A 22,698-nucleotide genomic window follows, 5' to 3' on the forward strand; every position below is an offset into this window, starting at 1 on the left:
CCCTTACTCGGTTAAATCCTTGACAAACTTCGGAAGTGCAAAGGATGCATAGTGAAGTTCTTTTGTATAATAGTTCGTTTCGATTTCTGTAAAGCGCTCCTCTTTCACCTTTAACGGGTCATGGATTTTACTTCCCATTGTAAATGTCCAAAGCCCACTCGGATAGGTCGGAATGTTCGCCGTATACAGTCTTGTAATAGGGAAAATTTCTTGCACATCCCCGTATACTTGTTTTATTAAATCTGCTTTAAACCACGGGTTGTCCGTTTGTGCGACAAGAATACCATCTTCCTTCAGAGCTTTTGATATCCCATCATAAAACCCTTTTGTAAATAAACCGACAGCAGGTCCAACTGGCTCCGTTGAATCAACCATAATGACATCATAAGCTCGTTTACTTTCGGCTATATGCTTAAATCCATCGGCAACTTTCACCTCTACTCGTGGATCATCTAATGCACCTGCAATTTTCGGTATGTATTTTTTGGAGTATTCGATTACTTTCCCATCTATTTCTACTAATGTAGCCTTTTCCACTTGTTTATGTTTGAGAATTTCGCGGATTACCCCACCGTCACCACCACCAACGACCAACACATGTTTTGGACTGGGGTGTGTAAATAATGGAACGTGTGCGATCATCTCATGATAGACAAACTCATCTTTTTGAGTTGTCATTACCATGCCATCAAGCACAAGCATGTTTCCCCATTCCTCTGTTTCGATCATGTCCAGCTTTTGAAAATCCGTCTGCTCCGTGTGCAATGTTTGTTTCACTTTTGCTGTAATACCAAATTTTTCTGTTTGTTTTTCAGTAAACCATAAATCCATGTAGTAAAACTCCTTTTCAATCGTTGTTCAAACGATGCCTTCAAATATTCACTGATTCCTTAAAATTATAGAGAAACGAATGAAAAAATCAAGTAATTTCCAAACGTTTATTTCTCTCTATTTTCCCCTATAATGATAAGAACATAATATTTTTTCGTATATTTTTTTCTTATTTAGGAGAGTTCCCGATGTTAAAAACATTAAACAAGTATGGAAACATTAAAAATAAAGCCTTAAGGTGGACTGTCATTGGTACGATTTTGTTGGTGTTTATTAGTATTGTAGCAATGGTTAGTGTCCTAACAGTCAGTTATTTCCTTGGACCACCACCATTAAAAAATGACCAGAACACGATCTACTACAGCCAATCAGGCAAGGTGATCGGGGAAGAGCATGGAATGGAAAATCGCTATTGGACCGACTTAGAGGACATCTCTCCTTCGCTCATTCAAGCAACTTTAACTACAGAGGATCGTGATTTTTATCAGCACTTCGGATTTGATTTTACCCGAATATTGTCTGCTGCATTTCAGGATTTAACAAGTATGTCCATGGTCCAAGGAGCAAGCACCATCACCCAGCAGTACGCCCGAAACCTTTATTTATCCCAGGAAAAAACGTGGACAAGAAAGTTTAAAGAAGCCATTTATACGATTCGACTGGAAATGTTTTACGATAAAGACACAATTTTAGAAGGTTATTTAAATACGATTTACTATGGTCATGGCTCATATGGGATTGAGGCTGCTAGTCGATATTTTTTTAACAAGTCTGCGAATGCATTAACATTAGCTGAATCTGCGCTATTGGCTGGTATTCCAAAAGGCCCATCCTATTACTCTCCATTCCGAGATTACGAAAATGCCAAAGAAAGACAAGCGCAAATATTAGCAGCCATGGAAGAACGCGGTCAAATTACGGAACAAGATAAATATTTGGCAACTCGTGAAAAACTTGCCCTCAGCAAACAAAAGGAAAGAAAAAAAATTGCAGTCGCACCTTATTTCCAAGATGTGGTCCTAGAAGAATTGAAGAACATCTTAGATGAAGATATCGAAACAATAAGGTCGGGTGGTTACCAGGTCTACACTACTCTTAATCGCGATAAACAGCGCATACTCGAGCAACAAATCCAGAAAAAGATGAAGAGTAGTGCAACGATGCAAGTCGGCGCACTAGCTATGAACCCAAAAACAGGTGGTATTCTATCATTGGTGGGAGGACGCAATTATGAGAAGAGTCAGTTTAATCGAGTCGTACAGGCAAAGCGGATGCCCGGCTCCTCGTTCAAACCTTTTTTGTACTACGCAGCGTTAACTAGCGGTTATACGCCTACTACGACTTTAATGAGTAAACCGACTAATTTTAAACTAGCAAATGGTCAAGTTTATCAACCAAGTAACTACAACGGATACTATGCCTATGAGCCAATAACACTAGCACAAGCACTTGCTTTGTCAGATAACATCTATGCGGTGAAAACGAACCTTTACTTAAGTCCGGACCGTCTTGTCAAAACAGCGAAGAAATTTGGCATTGATAGCAAACTACAGCCCGTTCCATCGCTCGCACTGGGAACTTCCTCCGTATCCGTGGAAGAGATGGTAACTGGATACAGTAGAATCGCCAATGGAGGGATTCCTGTAGATGCCTATACGATAGAAAAAATAACCGATATTAAAGGGAATGTCATCTATGAAAAAGAACTTCCCGAGAAAGATCCTGTATTAGATCCAAAACAAACGTTCATTCTTAGCCAACTAATGACAGGGATGTTTGACGAATCTCTTAATGGATACATGCGCGTGACTGGAGCATCGATTGCCGATCAATTAACTAGGACATACGCTGGGAAATCAGGTACAACCGACACGGATAGCTGGATGATCGGTTTTAGCCCCGATATTGTTACAGGAGTTTGGACTGGGTATGATCAGAATAAACCGATTGAAAAAACACAGGAGAAACAATATGCAAAGGAGATATGGGCCGGATTTATGGAAGAGGCTCATGAGGGAATTCCAACTAAACAATTTAAAAAGCCTGATGGTGTTATTTCTGTGTTGATCGATCCAAAAACAGGAGACCTTGCCACACGTAATTGTGAGCCGCAGCGCCTTATGTACTTTGTTGAAGGTACTCAACCAACATCCTACTGTACGGAACAAAAGCCGAAGGAGCAAGACAAAAGTAAAGAGGAGAACGCACCAAACAAGAGCAAAAAGAAAAAAGGATTCTGGGAGTTGTTGAAGGATATGCTCTCTTGACGACATATTGCTTGGGAGAAAAGAGGCGAACTCGCTTCAGCACGCTGAAACATCGGGGAATCAGGTAGGGTCTAATCCACTTAAAGATTAAAATTCCATGAATTAAGTAAGAAAAAGGCCGGATGCAAGAATCCGACCTTTTTCTTTGTCCTAGTAAACATGTATAATCCATGTGTTTTCTATTGTACAAATTTCAAACGAAAACCTCAATTGTTTTAAGAAAAGTTCAAAATTCAGTCACAATTTGTTCAAATCTACGTGTTCAAAAAGCCAGTAAATGAGTAACAAGCGTCGTGGGCAAGCTGATGCGTAGCCTTTCACTTGGTGACTTTTTGAACAACCTCATAAAGCATTTTTTAACTCATCCGTCGAGTTTTCCCACAACTCTGGTCGAAACTCCTTCAGGAAATCCCTCAGTAGTTTTTTTGAATGATCATCCATATGGTCGACAATGATTTTTCCCTTCATCGATTTATCTAAATGTGTCACATGTTCTGGCATCGATTTGTAGGCACGCTTTATCGGTCGATCTACACGAATTTCACTTCCTGCAACTCCAGCATAGTATGGACCCGATTCTTTTCGATCCACAGTTACCCACACAATCCAGTATAGTTTACCATTCGGCACTGCATCTTTATCTGGTAAAAATTTAACACGTCGTTCCACTTCACTTCTGGCATGCATTGCTCCCATATCAACAAATGCGCGATCTTCATTTGGATCAATGATAACAGGGGATACATTCTCTAAGCTGATAGAGCCTACCCCATACCCACCATGTCCATCTGTTGAATCATCCTTCATGATCGTAAACGCATTATTTTTCTTTTTAGGGGATTGATCTTCACTCATGTTCATGATTCTCCTTCCATGCTATGACTGTGTTAAATATTGTAGCATAATTCCATAACCGGTATCATCTTCTGTGGTTCGTGAACAATTGGACATTTGCTTGTATTCGTACTTACAACTTGTTTTTCGTTTCATGATCGGGAATACTAGTAGAGGAGGTTCAAAAAGTCATCAAATGATAGGCGGCGACTTTTTGAACTGAAATAGTTGAGGAGGTTAAACGAATGCCATATGTAACTGTTAAAATGTTAGAAGGAAGAAACGATGATCAGAAAAAAGCTTTAGTAGAAAAAGTAACAGATGCTGTTGTAGAATCAACGGGAGCGTCAAAGGAAAAAGTCACCGTTTTCATTGAAGAAATGTCCAAAAATGACTACGGTGTTGCAGGAAAACGTCTAATTGATTGACTGAAAACTAAAAAAGGAAGCGTAGCAGCCACTCAATGGAATGACGCCATGCTTCCTTTTTCTTTTATAAGAGCCGGGCCTTAATTCCCATTGGAAGACTGCTGCTCTCTTATTTGATGCGTTTTCTTTATCTCTTTCCTGCATTGCTTGTTCGATAACCACCCATGCCCCTTGGAAGTCTCAGCTTCACCGCAGTATTTCAAAAATCCTTTTTTTTGCTTTACTACCACTTGGTAATGCTTCCAAAAAATCGAGTGGAAAATAAAGCTTATTATCCGTTCTTTTTTTACCAGAAATGGATTCGACAATGTCTGACAATCTGGACAGCTCTCGTAATTCATTTTTTTTCGTCAATAAATGAATCGGCAGCCGTTCTTCCTCTTCACCTGGCCGATAAAAATCGTATGGCAAATCGGAGGAAGAATCAACAACCAGATAATACGATGGATCGATCCCCACCTCTTGGAACAAAGAATACAACTCTTGCCACGCGACCATTTGTTGATTTGGATTAAACTCGATATACTTAAACAATTGTCGGTTAATGAAACGATTACACAAATCACTGAGGATCGGATCTTCTTCTTCCTTCCACATTTGGAAATAGTAAAGTACAACCGATTCGTCGAGATTCAAGTATTCTTCTAATTGCACCTGTTCTGTAAAAAAGGATAAAAAATGGATCGGATTGAGTTTAAATGTGTAGTTGTTTTCAAATAAATATTTTGATCGGTGTAAAATTTTAGATAGAATGACCTCCGCACTTCGAGTAACAGGATGGAAATAAACCTGCCAATACATTTGATATCGGCTCATGATGTAATCCTCTACTGCATGCATTCCAGTATCTTTTATTACTAATTGATCCTCTGTCGGACGCATGACCCGAAGAATCCGCTCCATATCAAAGTGTCCATAACTCACCCCTGTATAGTAGGCGTCACGCTGCAGGTAGTCCATTCGATCTGCGTCGATTTGGCTTGAGATTAAACTAATGACAAGCTTATCCTCATACGTTTTGTTGATCACGTCAGCTACCTTTTGCGGGAAATTCTGTTCCACCCTTTGCAATATATGATGGACATGCGTATTCCCTAAAATTATCGCTCTTGTAAATGCTTCATGATCTAGTTTAAAAACTTTTTCAAAGGAGTGAGAAAACGGCCCATGGCCAAGGTCATGAAGCAGTGCCGCACATAAGCAAAGCAATCGCTCCTCTTGATTCCAGAAGGGCTTCCCCTCAAAATTGGAAAGGATTCGACGGACGATTTCATACACTCCTAAAGAATGATTAAATCGACTGTGTTCGGCACCATGGAAGGTTACATAAGAGGTTCCGAGCTGTTTGATTCGCCTGAGTCTTTGAAATTCTGGTGTACCAATTAAATCCCATATTACTTGGTCTTTAACATGGATATATCGATGTACTGGATCCTTAAACACCTTTTCTTCACTTAATTGCTGGTCTTTATATGTCATTTTTTGACCATCCCGTTTCTATTCGATAGGTTTATTATATAATAGATAGGAGATAACAAAAAGTTTTTTATGCATATTTGTTAAAATGCGTGTTCAAAAAGTCGGCAAATTAGAAGCAAGCAGGTCAAGGCGGCGCTGTTTTGAGTAACGTAGCGAAAGCTTGTTGCTTCGAAAGCATTACCTCGCACGAAGAAAAAGTGTTCTTCTTTTTCTAAGGATATGCTTTTAATACGTGAGTAACGGAAAAACAAGCCAACGAAGAGATGCGCCGCTTATCATTTGGTGACTTTTTGAACAACTTCTTAAAATATAGTTAGGGTGTGCGTATTTGTGGATAAATGGAATCAATTTTTTAAACATCATACATTTCGAATAATAGATCATACAACATCAAAGGTAGGAAGCGGGGATATGGATGTAATAGCAATTGATCGTCCCACCTCTCCTGCCAAACAAAAGGAAAGTACGGATCCTTTAAGCATCCCACCTGCCATGGAATCGTTTGCTATCGATGATGCACTCACGATTTCTGTTGGAGAAACGATTTCACCTCCAACTGCTCGGCTTTGGGTATATGAAAAAACCATTGTACTTGGTATTCCTGATGCAAGATTACCGTACATAGAGCGAGGGCTTTCATGGTTGAAAAAACAGGGATATAGTGCAATCGTCCGAAACTCGGGTGGACTTGCTGTTTTATTAGATGCTGGTGTGTTAAATCTTTCGCTTGTTTTACCGGATGCAAAGCAAATCGATATCCATACTGGGTATGATGCAATGGTTTGGTTTATTAAGGAACTTTTTGCCGATATAACAAAGGAAATAGAGGTAGGTGAGGTCAGAGGATCATACTGCCCAGGGGATTATGACCTAAGCTTGAAAGGGCTAAAATTTGCCGGGATTTCGCAACGGAGGGTTAAAAATGGGAGTGCTGTCCAAATTTATTTGTGTGTAGACGGCAGTGGTTCTAGCAGGGCAGCACTCATTCGCGATTTCTATGCAGTTGGACTTGGTGATCAAATCGGAACCACTCGTTTTGAGTACCCTGAAGTTGTACCTGATACGATGGCGTCCTTATCCGAACTTCTAAGCACGGAAATAACAGTAGGAGAAGTAGTCGAACGGGTAAAAAAGTCCTTAGATAGGCTTTGTAACGGCACATACACACAGGATGAATTAATCGAGGAAGAACTGGCATGGTATCAAAAGCGCTATGCTTTGATGGTGGAAAGGAATGAGAAAATACTTGGATAAAGTAGGAGGAGCGCTCGATTCGGACGGATGGCCAGATCCAGCTGGGAGCTGGGGTCGGGCGGGTGCTCGGACTGGTCGGGATGCTGCAAATTGGGATCCGGTCGGCTAGCAAATCAACAATTATTTGACTTTTCGGCGATCACCTCTTTTTCGGGTGATCGCCTGATTTAAGCCTTTCTTACTCTGAGCTTTCTAGTGATTGTGTTGCTGTGATGATTGCTAGTTTGTAAACATCTTCTGCACTGCAACCTCTTGATAGGTCGTTTACTGGCCGGTTTAATCCTTGTAAAACAGGACCAACTGCTTCAAAATTGCCGAGTCGTTGCGCGATTTTGTAGCCAATGTTCCCTGCCTCTAAACCTGGAAAAATGAATACGTTGGCATCACCCTTGATGTCTGAATCCGGTGCTTTCTTAGCTGCGACCGATGGGACAAAGGCTGCGTCAAACTGAAATTCGCCGTCTAAAACTAAACTCGGATTGTTTGCTCTGGCAATATTCACCGCTTCTGCCACTTTACTTGTCTCTTCCGATTTTGCTGAGCCTTTTGTTGAAAAACTTAGCATTGCAACGCGGGGATCTACATCAAACAGCGCTGCCGTATCAGCACTTGCAAGCGCAATTTCGGCAAGATCCTGACTATCTGGTGCTATGTTGATGGCACAGTCAGCAAAAACGTATTTTTCTTCTCCACGAATCATGATAAAAACGCCAGATGTCTTTTTTATTCCTTGTTTCGTCTTAATAATTTGCAGGGCAGGTCGAACTGTGTCTGCGGTTGAATGTGCAGCACCACTAACAAGGCCGTCTGCTTCACTTAAATAGACAAGCATCGTTCCAAAATAATTTTCATCCTGTAAAATACGGCGAGCATCCTCTTCGGTTACTTTTCCGTTTCTACGTTTAACAAAGCTCTGAACCATTTTATCCATCTTATCATATCGAGTTGGATCAATAATTTCGACATTTTCCAGTTCTGTTTCCATTTCTTTAGCCTTCTGTGCTATTTTATCCTTGTTTCCAATTAATACAGGTTTAAGTAATTCTTCTTCACCTAGTTTATTAGCTGCGGTTAAAATTCTTTCATCTAAACCTTCTGGAAATACGATCCGCTTATTCTTATGAACAATTTTTTGTTTTAAATCAGAAAATAAATCACTCATTTTAACCCTCCTAGATAATATCCTGTTATATATGATACGATTTTTTGTGTATGATTAAAACTAATTCGTTTTTACCGAGATTGCACCATCTTTATGTATGCATGATTAAACGAACAAAACCATATTTGTCAAAATCATGACAATAATATAAGACTATAGCCGTCCGATGGGCTAACCGTGTTTATCATTCCCCAATTGTGTTATATTAAAATCAGTGTTAGAAAATGTAAAGGAGGCGTTCGCAATGCCAGAAGCAGTCGAAACGATGGATGGTTGGTACTGTTTACATGATTTAAGAACAATTGATTGGACGTCATGGAAGCTTGCATCTAATGAAGAGCGTCAAGCAGCGATCAACGAATTACAACAGCTAGTGTCAAAATGGGAAGATGTAGAAAGTAGCAAAAATGGTAGTCATGCCTTGTACAGGATTACCGGCCAAAAGGCTGATATTATTTTCATGATCTTGCGTCCGACAATGGAGGAGCTACAAGAGGTCGAAACTGCGTTTAATAAGTCAACATTTGCTGCCTATACCGTTCCAGCATACTCTTATGTGTCTGTTGTCGAACTTTCAAAATATATGGCAAAGGGTGGCGAAGATCCTGAACAAAATCCAGAAATCCAAGCTAGATTAAAGCCTACGTTGCCGAAATGGAACCATATTTGCTTTTACCCGATGGACAAGCGTCGTCAAGGCAATGATAACTGGTACATGCTGCCAAAGGACGACCGCTCGAAACTGATGTATGAACATAGTAAGACAGGTCGTAAGTATGCCGGGAAAATTAGACAAATCATTACTGGGTCAATGGGATTTGATGACTGGGAATGGGGTGTCACTCTTTTTGCACATGATGTATTAGAAATTAAAAAGCTTGTATATGAAATGCGATTTGATGAAGTAAGTGCGCGCTACGCTGAATTCGGCGCATTTTTCGTTGGGAACATTCTAAAAAAAGAAGAAATCCCTTCCTATCTGCAAATATAACAAAGTGATATAGGCGAAACTTCACATTATTATCTATGCGGAGTTTGAAGCAACCCCACAACAGAATTTGGATTAATGGAAAGCTTTCTTACTACATAAACATGTAGAGAGGAAGCTTTTTTTATAGAGGTTGTATGTCGATAACGATCGAATAGTTGTCTCTGACTGGTTTCAGCGCTAAAGCTATAGTGAGCCTCCCTCACTCGTACGATAAGTCAGTGATTCGGTGAAGGCGCGACGTCCTGTAGCAACATTGAATTACCTTGTTGTTCGGTAACTTCAGACCCAGAGGACACTATTTGGCACAAATTCAGGGTTTTGGTGGGTTCAGCGGACTGAGAGGACGCTATTTGGCAGAAAACCGTGGTTTTGACGGGGTTCACGGACTGAGAGGCCCTTAATTGGCGAAAAGCCAGCCGTAAATAGCCCTTTTCGAGCAAATAGCGGCCTGTGAGTCCGCTTAACCATGGAAATCATGCCGTTTACTCAAAATAAGGGCCTCTCAGTCCGCATCGAATTTTTAGCGGACTCAGAGGACGCTATTTGGCAGAAAACCATGGTTTTGGCGGGGTTCGCGGACTGAGAGGCCCTTAATTGCCGAAATGCCAGCCGTAAATAGCCCTTTTCGAGCAAATAGCGGCCTGTGAGTCCGCTTAACCATGGAAATCATGCCGTTTACTCAAAATAAGGGCCTCTGAGTCCGCATCGAATTTTTAGCGGACTCAGAGGACGCTATTTGGCAGAAAACCGTGGTTTTGGCGGGGTTCGCGGACTGAGAGGCCCTTAATTGCCGAAAAGCCAGCCGTAAATAGCCCATTTTGAGCAAATAGCGGCCTGTGAGTCCGCTTAACCGTAGACATCATGCCGTTTACTCAAAATAAGGGCCTCTGAGTCCGCATCGAATTTTTAGCGGACTCAGAGGACGCTATTTGGCAGAAAACCGTGGTTTTGACGGGGTTCGCGGACTGAGAGGCCCTTAATTGCCGAAAAGCCAGCCGTAAATAGCCCTTTTCGAACAAATAGCGGCCTGTGAGTCCGCTTAACCATGGAAATCATGCCGTTTACTCAAAATAAGGGCCTCTCAGTCCGCATGGATATCTAAATTTGAATTTTGTCATTCATTCACTTGGAGTTACCATCATCAAAAAAGCGATCACAAAAATCCCTTGTGCTCGTGTCATCATTTGAGCGCCTTTTGCATATGGATAGTTATTAGAGAATGTATGCGTAAAGATATATGTTCTATTAATATACTTCTTGCTTCTAAAGGAAGGTGACTAGATGGCTGTAATACAATACACAGAAGCAGATGTAGCTTTATTGGCGCGTTTAATGCGAGCTGAGGCTGAAGGTGACGGTCGACTTGGTATGCTAATGGTAGGCAATACTGGGGTGAACCGTGTTCGATCTAAATGCCTTGATTTTACTGACATTACTACGATAAGAAAAATGGTTTATCAAAGTCCAGGAGGTTTTGAAGCAACTCAAAAAGGATATTTTTACCAAAGGGCTAGAGAGCAAGATAAACGTCAAGCACGGAAGGCAATTAACGGAATGAAATATGATCCTGCTAGTAATTCCTTATGGTTTTTCCGTCCAGAGGGTAGTTGTCCAGCACAATGGTTCGGACAATGGAACACGGGAAGATATAAGTCCCACTGTTTCTTTGCACCAACAGCAGCCGAGTGTCCAGCCGTTTACTAAACTCACGGCTAGCCACATAAAAATACAAGGTTGTGAGTGATTCACACAATAGTTAAAGCGATGGGGGTTGTACCGACAGCCCTTATCTCTATTATTTGAAGGGAGAGGTTTCAATATGAGTAATGAAAGGAAAAAGTCTGAGGGTAATCCTCAAGCATCGGGAGGGAATCCGTATACTTCAGCAGTTCCAGGGTTTGACGCTGCGGGGGCTCAAGGCTTTGATGCAGCAGGTGCTCCTGGCTATGGCGCTGCGGGGGTTCCAGGATATGGCGCTGGTGCGGTTCCCAGCTACGGAGCTGCGGGGGTTCCAGGATATGGTGGTGCAAATGCTCCTGAATACGCTTTTCCAGGGTATGATTTTGGTGGCTATGGACAAAGCCCATATTACTATCCACAAACACCGACACCAGGATTCCAGCAAGGCAACTTCCAAGGTTATCCATATCCTGCAGGACCTACAGGCAGTGTACCATCAGTCCCAGATGCACCTGGATTATTACCAGCTGAGCAATCGTACATCGAAAACATTTTGCGTCTAAACCGTGGAAAGCAAGCCACAGTTTATATGACTTTCGAAAACAATGACCGCTGGAATGCGAAGGTTTTTAAAGGTATTGTTGAGGCAGCTGGAAGGGATCATATCATTCTTAGTGACCCTGAATCAGGAAAACGCTACCTTCTATTAATGGTGTATCTGGACTACGTTACATTTGATGAAGAGTTAAACTATGAATATCCGTACGCTAATGCAAACAACCAGCAGATGGCAGCATACCCACCAAGATAGAACACGCACTATCAATACAAAACCCTTGCTGTTAAACAAATAGACAGCAAGGGTTTTTATTTCTTTTTTAAACCAACGGACTACAAATACTTTATGATACCATACCCAAGAAATAACCAGCCAATGAGGAAGGCTAGTCCGCCAATTGGGGTGATCATCGCAAACACTTTTATACCAGTTGGCGCATATATGTACAACGTTCCTGAAAAAAGCAAAATACCTACAAAAAATAGCCATCCTGCCGTTGTAATGCTCGATGCTTGTACCTTTCCAACTAAGAAAGCTGTTAAAAAAAGCGCCATCGTATGAAACATTTGATAATTGACTGCCTTTTCCCATATTTTTAGTGCACTGTCTGAGACTTTCCCATCAAGTCCGTGTGCTCCAAACGCACCAAGAGTCACTGCCAAAAAGCCATTAAGAATACCTAGTATTAAAAATAATTTCATGCCTATCCCCTTTCATTTAGTGGAAATTCTCTTTTTATCTTTAAATGGTTTTAGCCCCCCCACCTATAAGCGAAGCGTAGGTGGGAATTTCCAATCAGGTGGAGTCGAGACTCCATCTGATTCCCCGATGTTTCAGCCTGCTGAAACGAGTTCGCTAGCGAGTGTTTAACATCCCCTTCAAGAAATTAAAAGTCAAAAATAGACTCCCCATTAGCCTCTTCAGCATTGATTTTTGGTACCCCGGTTTTTGAATCCGAAATCACATTGTTTTGTTGTTTCAATGGTTGTGTGGAATCACCAATCATCGCATCCAGCTCTTTTTTGCTTGGGTTTTCTGAGTTAGTCTTATCTTCCTCTAAAACCAAATCACACAATAACCTTACCGCGCGAATGTGCTCCCTCACAAACTCTGTATGCTCTTTTCTTAGAGCCTCTTGAATTTCTATTTGCATTTTCTTTAACACAGCACGATTGGAAATTGCCACGTTGATCATCTCCCACACTTTATTCCCTTCTTTTTATAGTATAACAGAAATGTACACCAACCTCATTTTGAACATCCTCTTATAGAAAACCAAAAAAGCCTTGCGGTCGTATCCCATGACCCAAGACCTTTCACTCGATGCTATGTCATTCGTATCGTTCATTCTATTGCTTTAAGCGTTTATTCTTTCTTCTACTTCTTCTTCTTCATAGCGAGCATACAACCATTGTACAAATTCTAACTCGTTTTCCATGAGCTTTCGTTCTAGTTCTTTCTCCATATCTCCCACAAAGCTATTAAAGCTGATCATATGAAGCGATTCCCCCTAACACCGAATATGTACTTTTATACCCCGTCCGATTATGTATACTATATCAAGTATAGCGCTTTCACATTACTACTTTCAACAAAATTTAAGAAATAATATTAGAATACACTGAATTTCACCCCATAAAAACCCAATTAATTACAATACCATCCGTCTTTTTCCAACTTATTTCCCTTTTTATGCTACCATTGCCATTAAAAAATCGAACTAATGGACTATCATTTCCAATTTACTATGTAGTAGCAACCACTCCTCTCGTTTATAAACTCATGTCCCAAAATTAAAATGAAGAGAATTATGTACAATCTTTATGTTATAGCCAAAGTTAACTCCATGTCTTCATTACCCTACAAAAAAACCAATTAAACTTTATTTTAATAAAATTTTACTTTTTTCTTAAAATTTTCGTATTTAATAAATCTTTATGGGGGTCAAAATCATTAGAATTCTGTTTTTTCAAAAGAAAAAAAAGAGAGCAGCTAATAGCTGAACTCTTGAATCACCCTACCTTGTATAATAGTTGTGATTAACGGTACTTCCCGTTTTCTGTGGAAAGGTGTTGGTTCCCTTTTTGTTCATTCGATCGTTCATTGCCGAATTTACTTTCTTATTGCGCTTAAGGAGTTCCTTCCAGAATGTTAATTTCCCTTCCACAACTGGCTGCCATATACCTACCACCCATTTGTTTGAGAGTACAAAAACGATGGTCAGTGAAACAACTCCCGCACCAAGTAAGTCTAATAGGTTATCGACCTGTATCAAGTCTGTTGTCCTAAACAACCAGATAAAAATACCATGAAGCAGATAAACATATAGTGTCCTTTGACCGAGGCTGGTCCATCGAAACTGCTTTTTCGGTATAAACGCGAATACACTGACTGACATGGCAAACCCAAGTATATACACACCTAATCGGATAAAACCACCGTACACTGGCATGTTTAAAGTGGCATAGGATTTGGATTCAAGAAGCCACCCAACTGAAAAACTAGGTGAAATCGCTAAACCTATTGCTGCAAGGAGTAGGATGCCTATTCCTGTTAGCCGAACCGCTTTTGTTTTAAGTAGTGCGAGGTGTTCCTTCTTTACCCAGTATCCGATTAAAAAAAATGGAAAGAATACAAAGGTTCTAGACAGGCTGAACATGTGACCAATATCACTCATATAACCAATGAAAATACCGACTAGAATTGCAGTCATAATCCCAATAAGGGGGGATATCCGCTTGTACAGGAGTAACAAAATATGCCAACAAAACAAACTTAGCAAAAACCAAAGCGCCCATTGTGGATAAAACAAGGTATTGTACCAGTCGATTTTGTCAATAAAAAAGAAATAGGCGGTATAAAAAAGTTGAAAAAACAAGTACGGATACAGCAGTTTTTTTGCAAGTTTCGCAATGTACGTAAAATCACCTAATCCTTTTGCAAAAAAACCAGCAAGAAAAATAAAAGCGGGCATGTGAAAAAAGTAAATCCAGAGGTACAGGGTCTCGATTGCTTTTGATTCACTTACCATCGGTTGAATGACATGCCCAAAGACTACAAGGAAGATCAAGGCCAGCCTTGCATTATCCATATAAGCATCACGCTGCATATGTCTCATTCCTTTTTAGAAAATTTAATAGCAGGGGATTTCCTTTCTTTCTACCCTGTTTACCAAATTTTCGCATAGTAATGAAACAATTTGAACCGTCGTTAACCAATTGTAAGCAGAACAAAATCCAATTGTTATGTAATTGAAAAAATCGTTACTATTGTAATACGGTGGGGAATTATCAAAATCAACAGCCTTCTAAACTGTGGGTTCGCAGGTTTATTTTATTTTAATACGGCGGGGAATTATCCCCACCATTTATGCATTTTTTCGTGCTTTCTTTTTCGCTGGAGTTGTTTTTTTGGATGCTGCTGTTTTCTTGCCTGTCGTTGCCTTTTTCTTGGCACTCGGTTTATCTTTTTTGGCTCGGTCTAACGATGCTTGAAGTGCATCCATTAAGTTTGTCACATTGTCAGGTACTGGTTTATCTTTGGCAGTTGTGGTTTGATCTTTGTTTTTCTTTTCCTCAATTAAATCTAGCAATGCTGTTCGGTATTCGTCTTTATATTTTTCTGGATCAAATGTGGTGGTGAGTTGTTCAATTAACATTTTAGCAGTGTCAAGCTCTTTTTTTGCCGTTTCCGCTTCTTCTGGAACGTTTGGAACATCTTGTACGTCCCTTACTTCATCTGGATAATGAATTGTTTCCACAACTAATGTGTTCTCATATACTCGAATGGCAGCCAGTTGTTCCTTTGACCGAATCATCATTTTTGCTACACCAATTTTCCCAGTATCTTTTAATGCTTTTCTTAATAATGTGTATGCTTTTGATCCACCTTCATTTGGGGACAGGTAATAGCTACGTTCAAAATAAATTGGATCTATTTCCTCCAATTGGACAAAATCCATGATTTCTACCGATCGATCTGTCTCCTCTTTTTTCAATTCCTCAAGTTCTTCTTCATCTAAAATAACAAATTTGTTTTTTGCATATTCATATGCTTTCACGATCTCATCGTTCTTGACTTCTTTTTCACAAACAGGACAAACTCGTTCATACTTGATCGGTGATTGGCATTCTTTATGAAGTTGTCTAAGTTTAACATCCTTGTTTTCTGTCGCTGCATGAAGCTTGACCGGAATATTCACAAGCCCAAAGCTGATGGTACCCTTCCACATGGTGTGCATTACACAAACCTCCTTCTCGACGGATTAACGTAATCAGTACGTTCTAGACATATTTTGCCTCACAAAAAAACTTTTATGATTAGCGCGATATGAACCTGTAAACGATAAGACAAAAGGAGGATGTCGTAATGAAGTTAATGCAGCCAATCCAAAGCGAGAGTTTTCCACAGGGGAACAATTGAAAGCCACGCAATTAAAGCGTGGCTTAAATATTTATTTATCCTTTATCTTTTTACGGGCGAGAAGACCCCCCTTTTGTGATTCAAGAAGGCATTGTATATGAAGCAGATATTTTGGACGATACTGCAGAACATACCACTCTAAAAGTAGGAGAAAAAATTTTATGAATCAAAATTCAAAGTGAATAAAAGAACAATGGAAGTGACTAGGGAATTAAAAAACTCCTATAGTGGTCATTGTCAATGGTATCATGTAACTTTCATACCACCTGTATTAACGGATAACCTTGTTAGTACTGATGATGCAATGAAAGAATACTGTTATAAGCTTTTGTCAGCTTGTAGGTAATTAGACATTTCTTATTTTTGAGGTTATAATTACTTATAAGAAAACATAAAATAACCGAGAATGCAGGACACATTCTCGGTTAGCACGGTAAGCAGTTCGGGAGGAGATCCCCTCTGGACTACCTTAAAACAAGGAAGCAAAGAAAGAACCCTACCCTATTGATTGCGAGTCAGCGGGGTGGGGTTCATTTCTTGTCTATCATATCTTTTATGAGATTCATGATGTATTGGAGCAATGTAACAAAGAATGTTCCAGCTGCAAACAGTATCAGAAATATTGCCGCGATGTTTTCCAATATTATCCCTCCTTCCACCAATTAATGCTTACATTAAAAATTGGTGTCCAGAGGTCAAAGTGAGTGGTCCCCACCCTCACAACGTCTCGTGCTTAACTCTATTGTACCTCATTTTAGTTATATTTGGATACTGTCTTCTAATTCGATCAGGTTGTTTGTGCCCTTTTTTAATTCATACTATAATACTAAAGTATCGTACGACATCTATCCTAACAGAGGGGGATATCCAAATAAGGCGCCTATTTTTAGACATAAGATCACTTCCGAACTAAGATTTAATAAAACATATAGAATTTATTACTCACTACGTTTTTTCAATAACAGATACAAAATAACAACCAAAATTATGAAGTTAGCAATTTGAAACATCCCTAAAAGGTCTGTGTGTTCAAAAATGACTTGAATCGGTGAAATTTGATACAGTATAAATCCTAATATAAATGAACCAAGAATAACTAAAAAAGTGTAGAGCATAATTTCTCTCCTTGCTTTTTAGACCTCTTCTACTTCTTATTTACCAATCTCAAAACTTTCATCCCATGCCCATTTATCGCCAGTGTGTGTCGAAAAGTTTATCCCGACTCCGCAGAATGAAATGAAACCTTTCTCACTATACCAAGGATGGAAATATCCACCTGCAAATGTAAAGGTTTGTCCTCTCTTAGATTCCGGGATCCTTAATGTTTCCTTTCCAAATCCGTTAATCTCTAAAGCAGTATAAGTTTCACCTAAATCAAATGACCAATCAGTACCTTCTAAATCCGTTGGATCATGAGTAACGTTATAATAATCGTATTTTGTTGAACCGTATATATCTTCATATCTCCAATAAACAGAGCTACTGTCAAGTGATGCAACTTTTGTTGCATTACTTCCCCAAGAGATAGCGAATAAATCTTTCTTGTTTGCGCGTGGTTGTTGGTCCCAACGGAATTTATTGTATAGCCGATATTCGAACTCAGTACCGTTGTAGGTCAGCCCATCATAAATTATATAAGTTTGTCCTTGCCAAATACCGTCAGCATCATCCCATCCGTCATTAGTATAACTAGAATAGTCCGTATTTATTGTAAAAGTATCTTGTTCTTTATTTTCTTTTACCTTTTTGCTTAGTTTTTCTTTTACTTCCTTTATACTTTTTCCTTTTAGGATTCAGGTTAAAGAAAAAAGAAGATCCACTATAAAAACAGAATCTCCTTCTATTACAAAATTAAAATGACTTTCAATATTTAATTCCATGTTGCCCAGTATTGCTTTATAGGTTGATTTTTGATTAGTTTAGAATGGTTATATCCTGCATAAAGCGATAAATGATTTAATCCTTTAATAATATGAATCCCTGTAATTCCAGACAGATAATATGTAGTACCATCTACGCTTTTCCTCACATCAAATTTTATCATTTCTTCTCTAGTACTACTATTTACCGTTGACCGGTATTCGTCATACTTTTCCCCGCTTTTAGAAACATAATGAAGTTTTGCATATCCAAACATTCGATACCACTCATTAAAACCTAATTGAAATGTATCTTTTGATTGGAAAACCATAGGATTATTAACGTTAACAGCAAAATGAACTTTGGTGTAATAGGTTTCATACTCATCATTTTCACTGTTGGTATAAAAACTCGCTATAGGTTTTACATTAATAGTAAGATTGTCGCCTTCTTCTCTTTCTGAATTGAGGATAAGTTCCATCGACTTTAAATCCTTAATGTTTAATTGCTGATTATCAAACTCTTCTAAATAAGTAATAACTTCATTTAAGGGTGAATCACCCGATAACTCCTTAATCGTGCTTATCCCTATTTCGTTGAAACCCATCTTTTGAAGTGTCTGAACCGTTTCGTTACTCAAACTCTCGAAGTCTTTTTTCTCAGTTACATTAAGAGGGGGTGTTTTTTGTTCAATCACTTCCTTGTATGAAAAGTAGTGGAAAGCTTTAAAAAAGGTGAATATAAGAATGAATGCGACTATTAAACCACCCGTTATCTTAATAAGTGTAGTCTTATTCAAAGCACAACCTCCTTTGAGCAATAATAACATTAATTTAAGTTTTATAATTATATTCGATCAAACCAGTATATAACATTCAAGTCCCCCTTAGATAGATTATTTCAGCTATCTAAAGGGAAAATTTGTTTGAAAATGAACATTACCTTACAGTTTTTTAAGGATATCTTGCACTAAAATAATCATCACCAATGTTTTTACGCTGCAAATTGAACTGAACATCCACTCCTGAACGTACAGAAAATGATAATTTTGCATAACCCTGTTGGTGTCCATAGGCAGTGTAAGCTTCTAAATGATTGTAGTTAGCCTTTTCAATAACAAAGATAGCATATCCTTTGTACGTATAGAAATAATTGTCTTGCTCTGAAACACTCCATTTATATCCACCACCATAAGACTCCATGCCACCCTCTGGCGGTAAATAAGTGGCTGATTTGAAGTAATCAGATTGTGTTCCGTAAATATGCCTATATGTTACTCCACCTACTTTTCCAGTTTGCATATAGTTATTCCAACTTATAGCCAAAATATCTGTCATTTTAAAGGAAGGTACACCTGACCATTGAAACCTACTATCCAATCTTGCTTTAGTTCTGTTAGTGCTAGAATCATAGTAAAAGTTATCAACTGTAAGAGTTACATTCACCGAAGCAGCCATAGAAACCATTTCATCCTCGGTGTAGTTAGAGTTACCTCTATTTTTCTTTAGTAATTCAACTTTGTTCCTTCGTATAACCTAAATTCTCTAATTGACTTTCAGGAATATTTGCCATTTTCTTATAGTGATCTTTAAATTTCATCTTATAGCTTCTGATTGAATCTATTTCCTCGTTCGAAAGCCCCTTATCTTTTAGTTCCTCTCTTGATAGCTCATTCATCTTTTTGGCCCATTGATATTCATTGATGGTGACGTTACTAACTCTGTTGTTGTTATCGACTTTGTTGTTTGATTCCGCAGAAACAGAGGAAAAGGCTGTACCCATTAACACAAACAAGATAATTAAACTTGATACTAAAGTTTTCCTTTTCAAACTTACTCCTCCTTTTAACTTTTTTAATCAAAGCTACTACCAACAACTAAGAGTGATTAGATAAAATATATTACCTCCTCTTTCGGCATTTTGGCTGTTCAATAGTATGTTTTTATTCTTAGATTGAGCCACACCATAGACCTAAAATTTTAGTGAGCTATCAACTTTTGTGTAAGGTCTTACTTAATAAACAATTATCACGAAGAAAGGTTACGGTTTTTTAAAAATTTTTCGTAACCCTTCAACCTTTTGAAGTGTTATTAAAAGGAATACTCAGTTGAAAGGTGATGAAAAAAATGAAACAGTTAGCATTTCGTATTATCCCCGCAATCATTGTAGGTGTCATTGTTTTACTATCATTCTCTAACACAACAGAAGCGGAAAGAAGGTATAAATATGGTGCAAAGACACCACCTCCTGTAGAAGAAATGAATATAGACGGATTTTTCAATTCAAACCACCAGTATTTGTTAGATGGAACCAATCTATTAACGATATATAATTCTGATTATGTTCGAATAGAAGGAACTACTTACGCAAAGCAATATGTTGATACTATTGGAGTGACCTTCTACCTTCAGAAGTGGAATGGCGTTTCCTGGGAGTATACTGGAGCCGGAACAACATATAGTGGTTCTAAACGAGACGTGTTTGATAAAACCGTATTACGTAGTGCGGAAGCGGGGTACTATTACAGGTTAAAGACAAGGCATTGGATTTCTCATAATGGAGTTTATGAGCAAGGGGAGAGAGTAAGCGACTATATTTTAATGAAATAAAAAAGCTAGGGTTCAGACCCTGGCTTTTACATGTTATCCGCAAACAGTATCAATTCTTCTTTTGGTAACTCCCCTAAAACTATTACATATACATTCCCTTTCAAGAACTCAAGTTTTGAACTCCCGTCCTTGGAAACAGTTAAATACCCTTCACCATGTTTAAGCTGAACCTTATTTATATTAGCACTATTTGCTCCTGAACCTACAGTAGTATCACTATCAAGAGAACTTAATGTTACCCAAAATGACTTTTCTTGATTAGAAAATGTGAACCGTACCTTATTTGAAATATCTTCTCCCTGCAATATAAACAAGTCAGCATTCTTGAATTTATAACCTTGGGGAACATATCCAAAGGACGGAATAGGAAATTCAACATTCTTTTGAACTTCTTCCAATTTGTGAACGGTCTTTATTTCTTCACTTATATCAACTTCATTACTTTGGGCTCCGATAGTTGGTGGTTCAGTTTTTGCATCATTTACATCTTTGTCCTGATTACCAAAAAAGAAAGAAGCTATATCTCCTGGCATCTCCTTGAATGTTTGGTAAAAAGGATTGAACGCTTTTGTTTCAATCATATTCCCGAAAATGAAGGCTCCTAAGAACATAGATATAAAAACAATTGAAACGTTACGAAGGAAGGTTTTTCTATTTCTGCTTTTTTCTATAGACCTTATTTTCTTTTTAACTTTTTTCCAAGAAGGCCGATAATCAGATGAGTGATCATCTGGTTTGCTATTTTCCATCTTATCAATAGACTCATCAAATAAACGATCAAATTCGTCCTTATTCATCTTGGAAACCCCATTTCTTCATTTTCTGTTTCAGAGCTTTTCTTGCACGATGTAGTTTTTGTTTAATAGCCCCTTCAGTTGCATTTTGCTCTTTTGCAATGTCCTTATTAGACTTGTCATTAATCCATTTAGACTCTATGATGTTTTGGTATTCCGAATTAATCTCTAATATGCTTTTAGAAATGTTTTCTTCCATCATTTTGACTTCTACTTTCTTTTCAACTGATTCGTCTTGATTATTTACATCATTATTTATGACACTTTCAATATCATCTTGGTTACGTATTTTTTTGTTTTTTCTTATTACATTAAAGGTTAAATTTTTAGTAACCACTCGTATCCAGCCAATTAACTGTTGCTCATTTTCGATGTTAGGAGCATTGTAAATTGTTTTCATGAAAGCTTCTTGTACTATATCTTCAGCAGTTGAGTGATCGTGAATTATTTGTATGGAAACACCATAAACAAGTTTGTAAAAATCTTGATAAACTTCTTCTTGTAACGATTTATCCAAAGAGGCAAAATCAGTCTTAGTAAGAAGGAAAAGTTTTGTTTTCATATATTATACTCCCTATCTTTTCTTTTATTTTTTAAACTGATCCTTACCGTTCCTATATCAATATAGTTAATTCTTATACTAGCATTAAATTCCAATAGATAATAGATTCAATGTATAAATTTTAAGATACTATAAAACTATTTAAACTATTTTACATTATTAGCGTAACCAATGACCAACTGAATTGTTTAATAAGTGAAACCTTCATAAATTGGTGAATAAAGAAAGGGGATCGTTATGAGGCGCTTATTAATTTTAACTACTGTATTTTTACTTATGGCTATCGCTTCTCCTAGCTTAGCTTCGGAAGGGGAGAGAGCACCTAACTTTAAGGATTATTTCGTATCCTTTAACAATCAAGTTGACGTTAATCTAATTAAAAATTACGGCGGCGAAGTGAAACGTCAATATCAAAACATGCCTGTTGTTTCAGTTACCTTACCTGAAAAAGCAGCTAAAGCACTAAGTAATAATCCAAGAGTTGAATACGTCGAAGCAGACGGTAAGGTTAAGGCGATTGGTCAAGAAACTCCTTGGGGGGTTCCGCATGTAAAAGCTACGGAAGTTCAAGAAAGTGGTTTATTAGGAACAGGTGTTAAGGTCGGAGTTTTAGACACGGGTATAGATTACTTACATGAAGATTTGAATGTAAGTGGAGGTGTATCGTTTGTTTCAGGGACAGCTAGTTATATGGATGATAACGGTCATGGAACTCATGTTGCAGGGACTGTATCAGCCCAAAATAATGATGTTGGAGTAATTGGTGTAGCTCCAAATGTAGAATTATACGGAATTAAAGTTTTAGATCAATTTGGGAATGGAAGCTATAGTGATGTAATTTGGATAGGTTACACTTAGTTGGACAGACTCATTAAGGTCATGTAAACTTGATTCAATACAAAGTCGGAGGAGAATCAATTTATGGCCAAAAGAGAAAGAAGAACATTCTCAAAAGAGTTTAAAGAA

24 protein-coding genes are annotated in these 22,698 nt (G+C 38.4%); 9 read left to right on the forward strand and 15 right to left on the reverse strand.

Annotation, left to right across the window (positions count from 1 at the left end; genetic code table 11):
- Window positions 1–3: 3 nt before the first annotated feature.
- Window positions 4–831, reverse strand: a complete 828-nt coding sequence (gene speE, locus NC797_RS11230; protein ID WP_272436875.1) for a polyamine aminopropyltransferase — start codon at window positions 829–831, stop codon at window positions 4–6.
- A 188-nt stretch (window positions 832–1,019) separates the two neighbouring features.
- On the opposite strand from speE, the gene NC797_RS11235 reads away from it, so the two are divergent.
- Window positions 1,020–3,098 (forward strand): transglycosylase domain-containing protein, encoded by a 2,079-nt coding sequence (locus NC797_RS11235; protein WP_272436876.1) that lies wholly within the window; start codon window positions 1,020–1,022, stop codon window positions 3,096–3,098.
- Between the two features lie 342 nt (window positions 3,099–3,440).
- Here the strand turns inward: NC797_RS11235 and NC797_RS11240 are convergent, their stop codons facing one another.
- Complete coding sequence (locus tag NC797_RS11240) at window positions 3,441–3,953, reverse strand: YwhD family protein (RefSeq protein ID WP_272436877.1); 513 nt, start codon at window positions 3,951–3,953, stop codon at window positions 3,441–3,443.
- A gap of 224 nt (window positions 3,954–4,177) precedes the next feature.
- On the opposite strand from NC797_RS11240, the gene NC797_RS11245 reads away from it, so the two are divergent.
- Window positions 4,178–4,360 (forward strand): 2-hydroxymuconate tautomerase, encoded by a 183-nt coding sequence (locus NC797_RS11245; RefSeq protein WP_272436878.1) that lies wholly within the window; start codon window positions 4,178–4,180, stop codon window positions 4,358–4,360.
- Window positions 4,361–4,546: 186 nt separating this feature from the next.
- On the opposite strand, the gene NC797_RS11250 is transcribed toward NC797_RS11245, so the two are convergent.
- Window positions 4,547–5,839 (reverse strand): HD domain-containing protein, encoded by a 1,293-nt coding sequence (locus tag NC797_RS11250; RefSeq protein ID WP_272436879.1) that lies wholly within the window; start codon window positions 5,837–5,839, stop codon window positions 4,547–4,549.
- Window positions 5,840–6,169: 330 nt separating this feature from the next.
- Between NC797_RS11250 and NC797_RS11255 the strand changes: the two genes are divergently transcribed.
- Together NC797_RS11255 and NC797_RS11260 are read left to right on the forward strand one after the other, a co-directional pair.
- Window positions 6,170–7,093, forward strand: coding sequence for a lipoate--protein ligase family protein (locus NC797_RS11255; protein ID WP_272436880.1), 924 nt, complete (start codon window positions 6,170–6,172; stop codon window positions 7,091–7,093).
- The gene (locus tag NC797_RS11260; RefSeq protein ID WP_272436881.1) at window positions 7,074–7,202 is read left to right on the forward strand and encodes a hypothetical protein; all 129 of its coding nucleotides are present in this window, start codon (window positions 7,074–7,076) and stop codon (window positions 7,200–7,202) included. The genes NC797_RS11255 and NC797_RS11260 overlap by 20 nt, the downstream gene beginning before the upstream one ends.
- A 69-nt stretch (window positions 7,203–7,271) precedes the next feature.
- Here NC797_RS11260 and pta read toward each other — a convergent pair whose 3' ends face one another.
- Window positions 7,272–8,255 (reverse strand): phosphate acetyltransferase, encoded by a 984-nt coding sequence (gene pta / locus NC797_RS11265; RefSeq protein ID WP_272436882.1) that lies wholly within the window; start codon window positions 8,253–8,255, stop codon window positions 7,272–7,274.
- 244 nt (window positions 8,256–8,499) lie between these two features.
- On the opposite strand from pta, the gene hemQ reads away from it, so the two are divergent.
- From hemQ to gerQ, 3 genes are all read left to right on the forward strand, one after another.
- Window positions 8,500–9,246: a hydrogen peroxide-dependent heme synthase gene (hemQ, locus tag NC797_RS11270; RefSeq protein ID WP_272436883.1), complete on the forward strand. Its 747-nt coding sequence runs from the start codon at window positions 8,500–8,502 to the stop codon at window positions 9,244–9,246.
- 1,281 nt (window positions 9,247–10,527) lie between these two features.
- Window positions 10,528–10,950: a cell wall hydrolase gene (locus tag NC797_RS11275; RefSeq protein ID WP_272436884.1), complete on the forward strand. Its 423-nt coding sequence runs from the start codon at window positions 10,528–10,530 to the stop codon at window positions 10,948–10,950.
- A gap of 115 nt (window positions 10,951–11,065) precedes the next feature.
- Window positions 11,066–11,737 carry a spore coat protein GerQ gene (gene gerQ, locus NC797_RS11280; RefSeq protein WP_272436885.1) on the forward strand — a complete coding sequence of 224 codons (672 nt, stop codon included), beginning with the start codon at window positions 11,066–11,068 and terminating at the stop codon, window positions 11,735–11,737.
- Between the two features lie 80 nt (window positions 11,738–11,817).
- Here gerQ and NC797_RS11285 read toward each other — a convergent pair whose 3' ends face one another.
- The 9 genes from NC797_RS11285 to NC797_RS11325 form a co-directional block, all read right to left on the reverse strand.
- Complete coding sequence (locus tag NC797_RS11285) at window positions 11,818–12,186, reverse strand: DUF423 domain-containing protein (RefSeq protein WP_272436886.1); 369 nt, start codon at window positions 12,184–12,186, stop codon at window positions 11,818–11,820.
- A gap of 185 nt (window positions 12,187–12,371) precedes the next feature.
- Entirely contained in the window at window positions 12,372–12,671 is a 300-nt protein-coding gene (locus NC797_RS11290; protein ID WP_272436887.1) for a YwdI family protein, read from the reverse strand.
- 171 nt (window positions 12,672–12,842) lie between these two features.
- Window positions 12,843–12,980 (reverse strand): hypothetical protein, encoded by a 138-nt coding sequence (locus NC797_RS11295; RefSeq protein ID WP_272436888.1) that lies wholly within the window; start codon window positions 12,978–12,980, stop codon window positions 12,843–12,845.
- A 522-nt stretch (window positions 12,981–13,502) separates the two neighbouring features.
- Window positions 13,503–14,594, reverse strand: a complete 1,092-nt coding sequence (locus NC797_RS11300; protein WP_272436889.1) for an acyltransferase family protein — start codon at window positions 14,592–14,594, stop codon at window positions 13,503–13,505.
- 258 nt (window positions 14,595–14,852) lie between these two features.
- Window positions 14,853–15,725: a non-homologous end joining protein Ku gene (ku, locus tag NC797_RS11305; RefSeq protein WP_272436890.1), complete on the reverse strand. Its 873-nt coding sequence runs from the start codon at window positions 15,723–15,725 to the stop codon at window positions 14,853–14,855.
- A gap of 1,120 nt (window positions 15,726–16,845) precedes the next feature.
- The gene (locus NC797_RS11310) at window positions 16,846–17,022 is read right to left on the reverse strand and encodes a hypothetical protein (protein ID WP_272436891.1); all 177 of its coding nucleotides are present in this window, start codon (window positions 17,020–17,022) and stop codon (window positions 16,846–16,848) included.
- A gap of 755 nt (window positions 17,023–17,777) precedes the next feature.
- Window positions 17,778–18,566: a hypothetical protein gene (locus tag NC797_RS11315; protein ID WP_272436892.1), complete on the reverse strand. Its 789-nt coding sequence runs from the start codon at window positions 18,564–18,566 to the stop codon at window positions 17,778–17,780.
- Between the two features lie 154 nt (window positions 18,567–18,720).
- The gene (locus NC797_RS11320; protein WP_272436893.1) at window positions 18,721–19,224 is read right to left on the reverse strand and encodes a hypothetical protein; all 504 of its coding nucleotides are present in this window, start codon (window positions 19,222–19,224) and stop codon (window positions 18,721–18,723) included.
- Between the two features lie 55 nt (window positions 19,225–19,279).
- Window positions 19,280–19,597, reverse strand: coding sequence for a hypothetical protein (locus NC797_RS11325; RefSeq protein ID WP_272436894.1), 318 nt, complete (start codon window positions 19,595–19,597; stop codon window positions 19,280–19,282).
- Between the two features lie 296 nt (window positions 19,598–19,893).
- On the opposite strand from NC797_RS11325, the gene NC797_RS11330 reads away from it, so the two are divergent.
- Entirely contained in the window at window positions 19,894–20,376 is a 483-nt protein-coding gene (locus tag NC797_RS11330; RefSeq protein ID WP_272436895.1) for a hypothetical protein, read from the forward strand.
- 26 nt (window positions 20,377–20,402) lie between these two features.
- Here the strand turns inward: NC797_RS11330 and NC797_RS11335 are convergent, their stop codons facing one another.
- A complete protein-coding gene (locus NC797_RS11335) occupies window positions 20,403–21,173 on the reverse strand; it encodes a DUF4367 domain-containing protein (protein ID WP_272436896.1) in 771 nt (256 codons plus the stop codon).
- The gene (locus NC797_RS11340; RefSeq protein ID WP_272436897.1) at window positions 21,166–21,732 is read right to left on the reverse strand and encodes an RNA polymerase sigma factor; all 567 of its coding nucleotides are present in this window, start codon (window positions 21,730–21,732) and stop codon (window positions 21,166–21,168) included. Before NC797_RS11340 ends, NC797_RS11335 begins: the two co-directional genes overlap by 8 nt.
- Before the next feature lie 237 nt (window positions 21,733–21,969).
- Here NC797_RS11340 and NC797_RS11345 point away from each other — a divergent pair, with 237 nt between their 5' ends.
- Window positions 21,970–22,590: a S8 family serine peptidase gene (locus NC797_RS11345; protein WP_272436898.1), complete on the forward strand. Its 621-nt coding sequence runs from the start codon at window positions 21,970–21,972 to the stop codon at window positions 22,588–22,590.
- Window positions 22,591–22,698: the final 108 nt, after the last annotated feature.

It is taken from the genome of Terrihalobacillus insolitus, from assembly GCF_028416575.1.
Taxonomy (GTDB): Bacteria; Bacillota; Bacilli; order Bacillales; family Amphibacillaceae; genus Terrihalobacillus; species Terrihalobacillus insolitus.

Excerpts from the sequence above, each read along its gene's own strand:
- speE (WP_272436875.1), bottom strand. The coding sequence starts at position 831 with ATGGATTTATGGTTTACTGAAAAACAAACAGAAAAATTTGGTATTACA.
- NC797_RS11235 (WP_272436876.1), top strand. The coding sequence starts at position 1,020 with ATGTTAAAAACATTAAACAAGTATGGAAACATTAAAAATAAAGCCTTA.
- NC797_RS11240 (WP_272436877.1), bottom strand. The coding sequence starts at position 3,953 with ATGAGTGAAGATCAATCCCCTAAAAAGAAAAATAATGCGTTTACGATC.
- NC797_RS11245 (WP_272436878.1), top strand. The coding sequence starts at position 4,178 with ATGCCATATGTAACTGTTAAAATGTTAGAAGGAAGAAACGATGATCAG.
- NC797_RS11250 (WP_272436879.1), bottom strand. The coding sequence starts at position 5,839 with ATGACATATAAAGACCAGCAATTAAGTGAAGAAAAGGTGTTTAAGGAT.
- NC797_RS11260 (WP_272436881.1), top strand. The coding sequence starts at position 7,074 with ATGAGAAAATACTTGGATAAAGTAGGAGGAGCGCTCGATTCGGACGGA.
- pta (WP_272436882.1), bottom strand. The coding sequence starts at position 8,255 with ATGAGTGATTTATTTTCTGATTTAAAACAAAAAATTGTTCATAAGAAT.
- hemQ (WP_272436883.1), top strand. The coding sequence starts at position 8,500 with ATGCCAGAAGCAGTCGAAACGATGGATGGTTGGTACTGTTTACATGAT.
- NC797_RS11275 (WP_272436884.1), top strand. The coding sequence starts at position 10,528 with ATGGCTGTAATACAATACACAGAAGCAGATGTAGCTTTATTGGCGCGT.
- gerQ (WP_272436885.1), top strand. The coding sequence starts at position 11,066 with ATGAGTAATGAAAGGAAAAAGTCTGAGGGTAATCCTCAAGCATCGGGA.
- NC797_RS11285 (WP_272436886.1), bottom strand. The coding sequence starts at position 12,186 with ATGAAATTATTTTTAATACTAGGTATTCTTAATGGCTTTTTGGCAGTG.
- NC797_RS11295 (WP_272436888.1), bottom strand. The coding sequence starts at position 12,980 with ATGATCAGCTTTAATAGCTTTGTGGGAGATATGGAGAAAGAACTAGAA.
- NC797_RS11300 (WP_272436889.1), bottom strand. The coding sequence starts at position 14,594 with ATGCAGCGTGATGCTTATATGGATAATGCAAGGCTGGCCTTGATCTTC.
- ku (WP_272436890.1), bottom strand. The coding sequence starts at position 15,725 with ATGCACACCATGTGGAAGGGTACCATCAGCTTTGGGCTTGTGAATATT.
- NC797_RS11310 (WP_272436891.1), bottom strand. The coding sequence starts at position 17,022 with ATGCTCTACACTTTTTTAGTTATTCTTGGTTCATTTATATTAGGATTT.
- NC797_RS11320 (WP_272436893.1), bottom strand. The coding sequence starts at position 19,224 with ATGGCTGCTTCGGTGAATGTAACTCTTACAGTTGATAACTTTTACTAT.
- NC797_RS11330 (WP_272436895.1), top strand. The coding sequence starts at position 19,894 with ATGAAACAGTTAGCATTTCGTATTATCCCCGCAATCATTGTAGGTGTC.
- NC797_RS11335 (WP_272436896.1), bottom strand. The coding sequence starts at position 21,173 with ATGAATAAGGACGAATTTGATCGTTTATTTGATGAGTCTATTGATAAG.
- NC797_RS11340 (WP_272436897.1), bottom strand. The coding sequence starts at position 21,732 with ATGAAAACAAAACTTTTCCTTCTTACTAAGACTGATTTTGCCTCTTTG.
- NC797_RS11345 (WP_272436898.1), top strand. The coding sequence starts at position 21,970 with ATGAGGCGCTTATTAATTTTAACTACTGTATTTTTACTTATGGCTATC.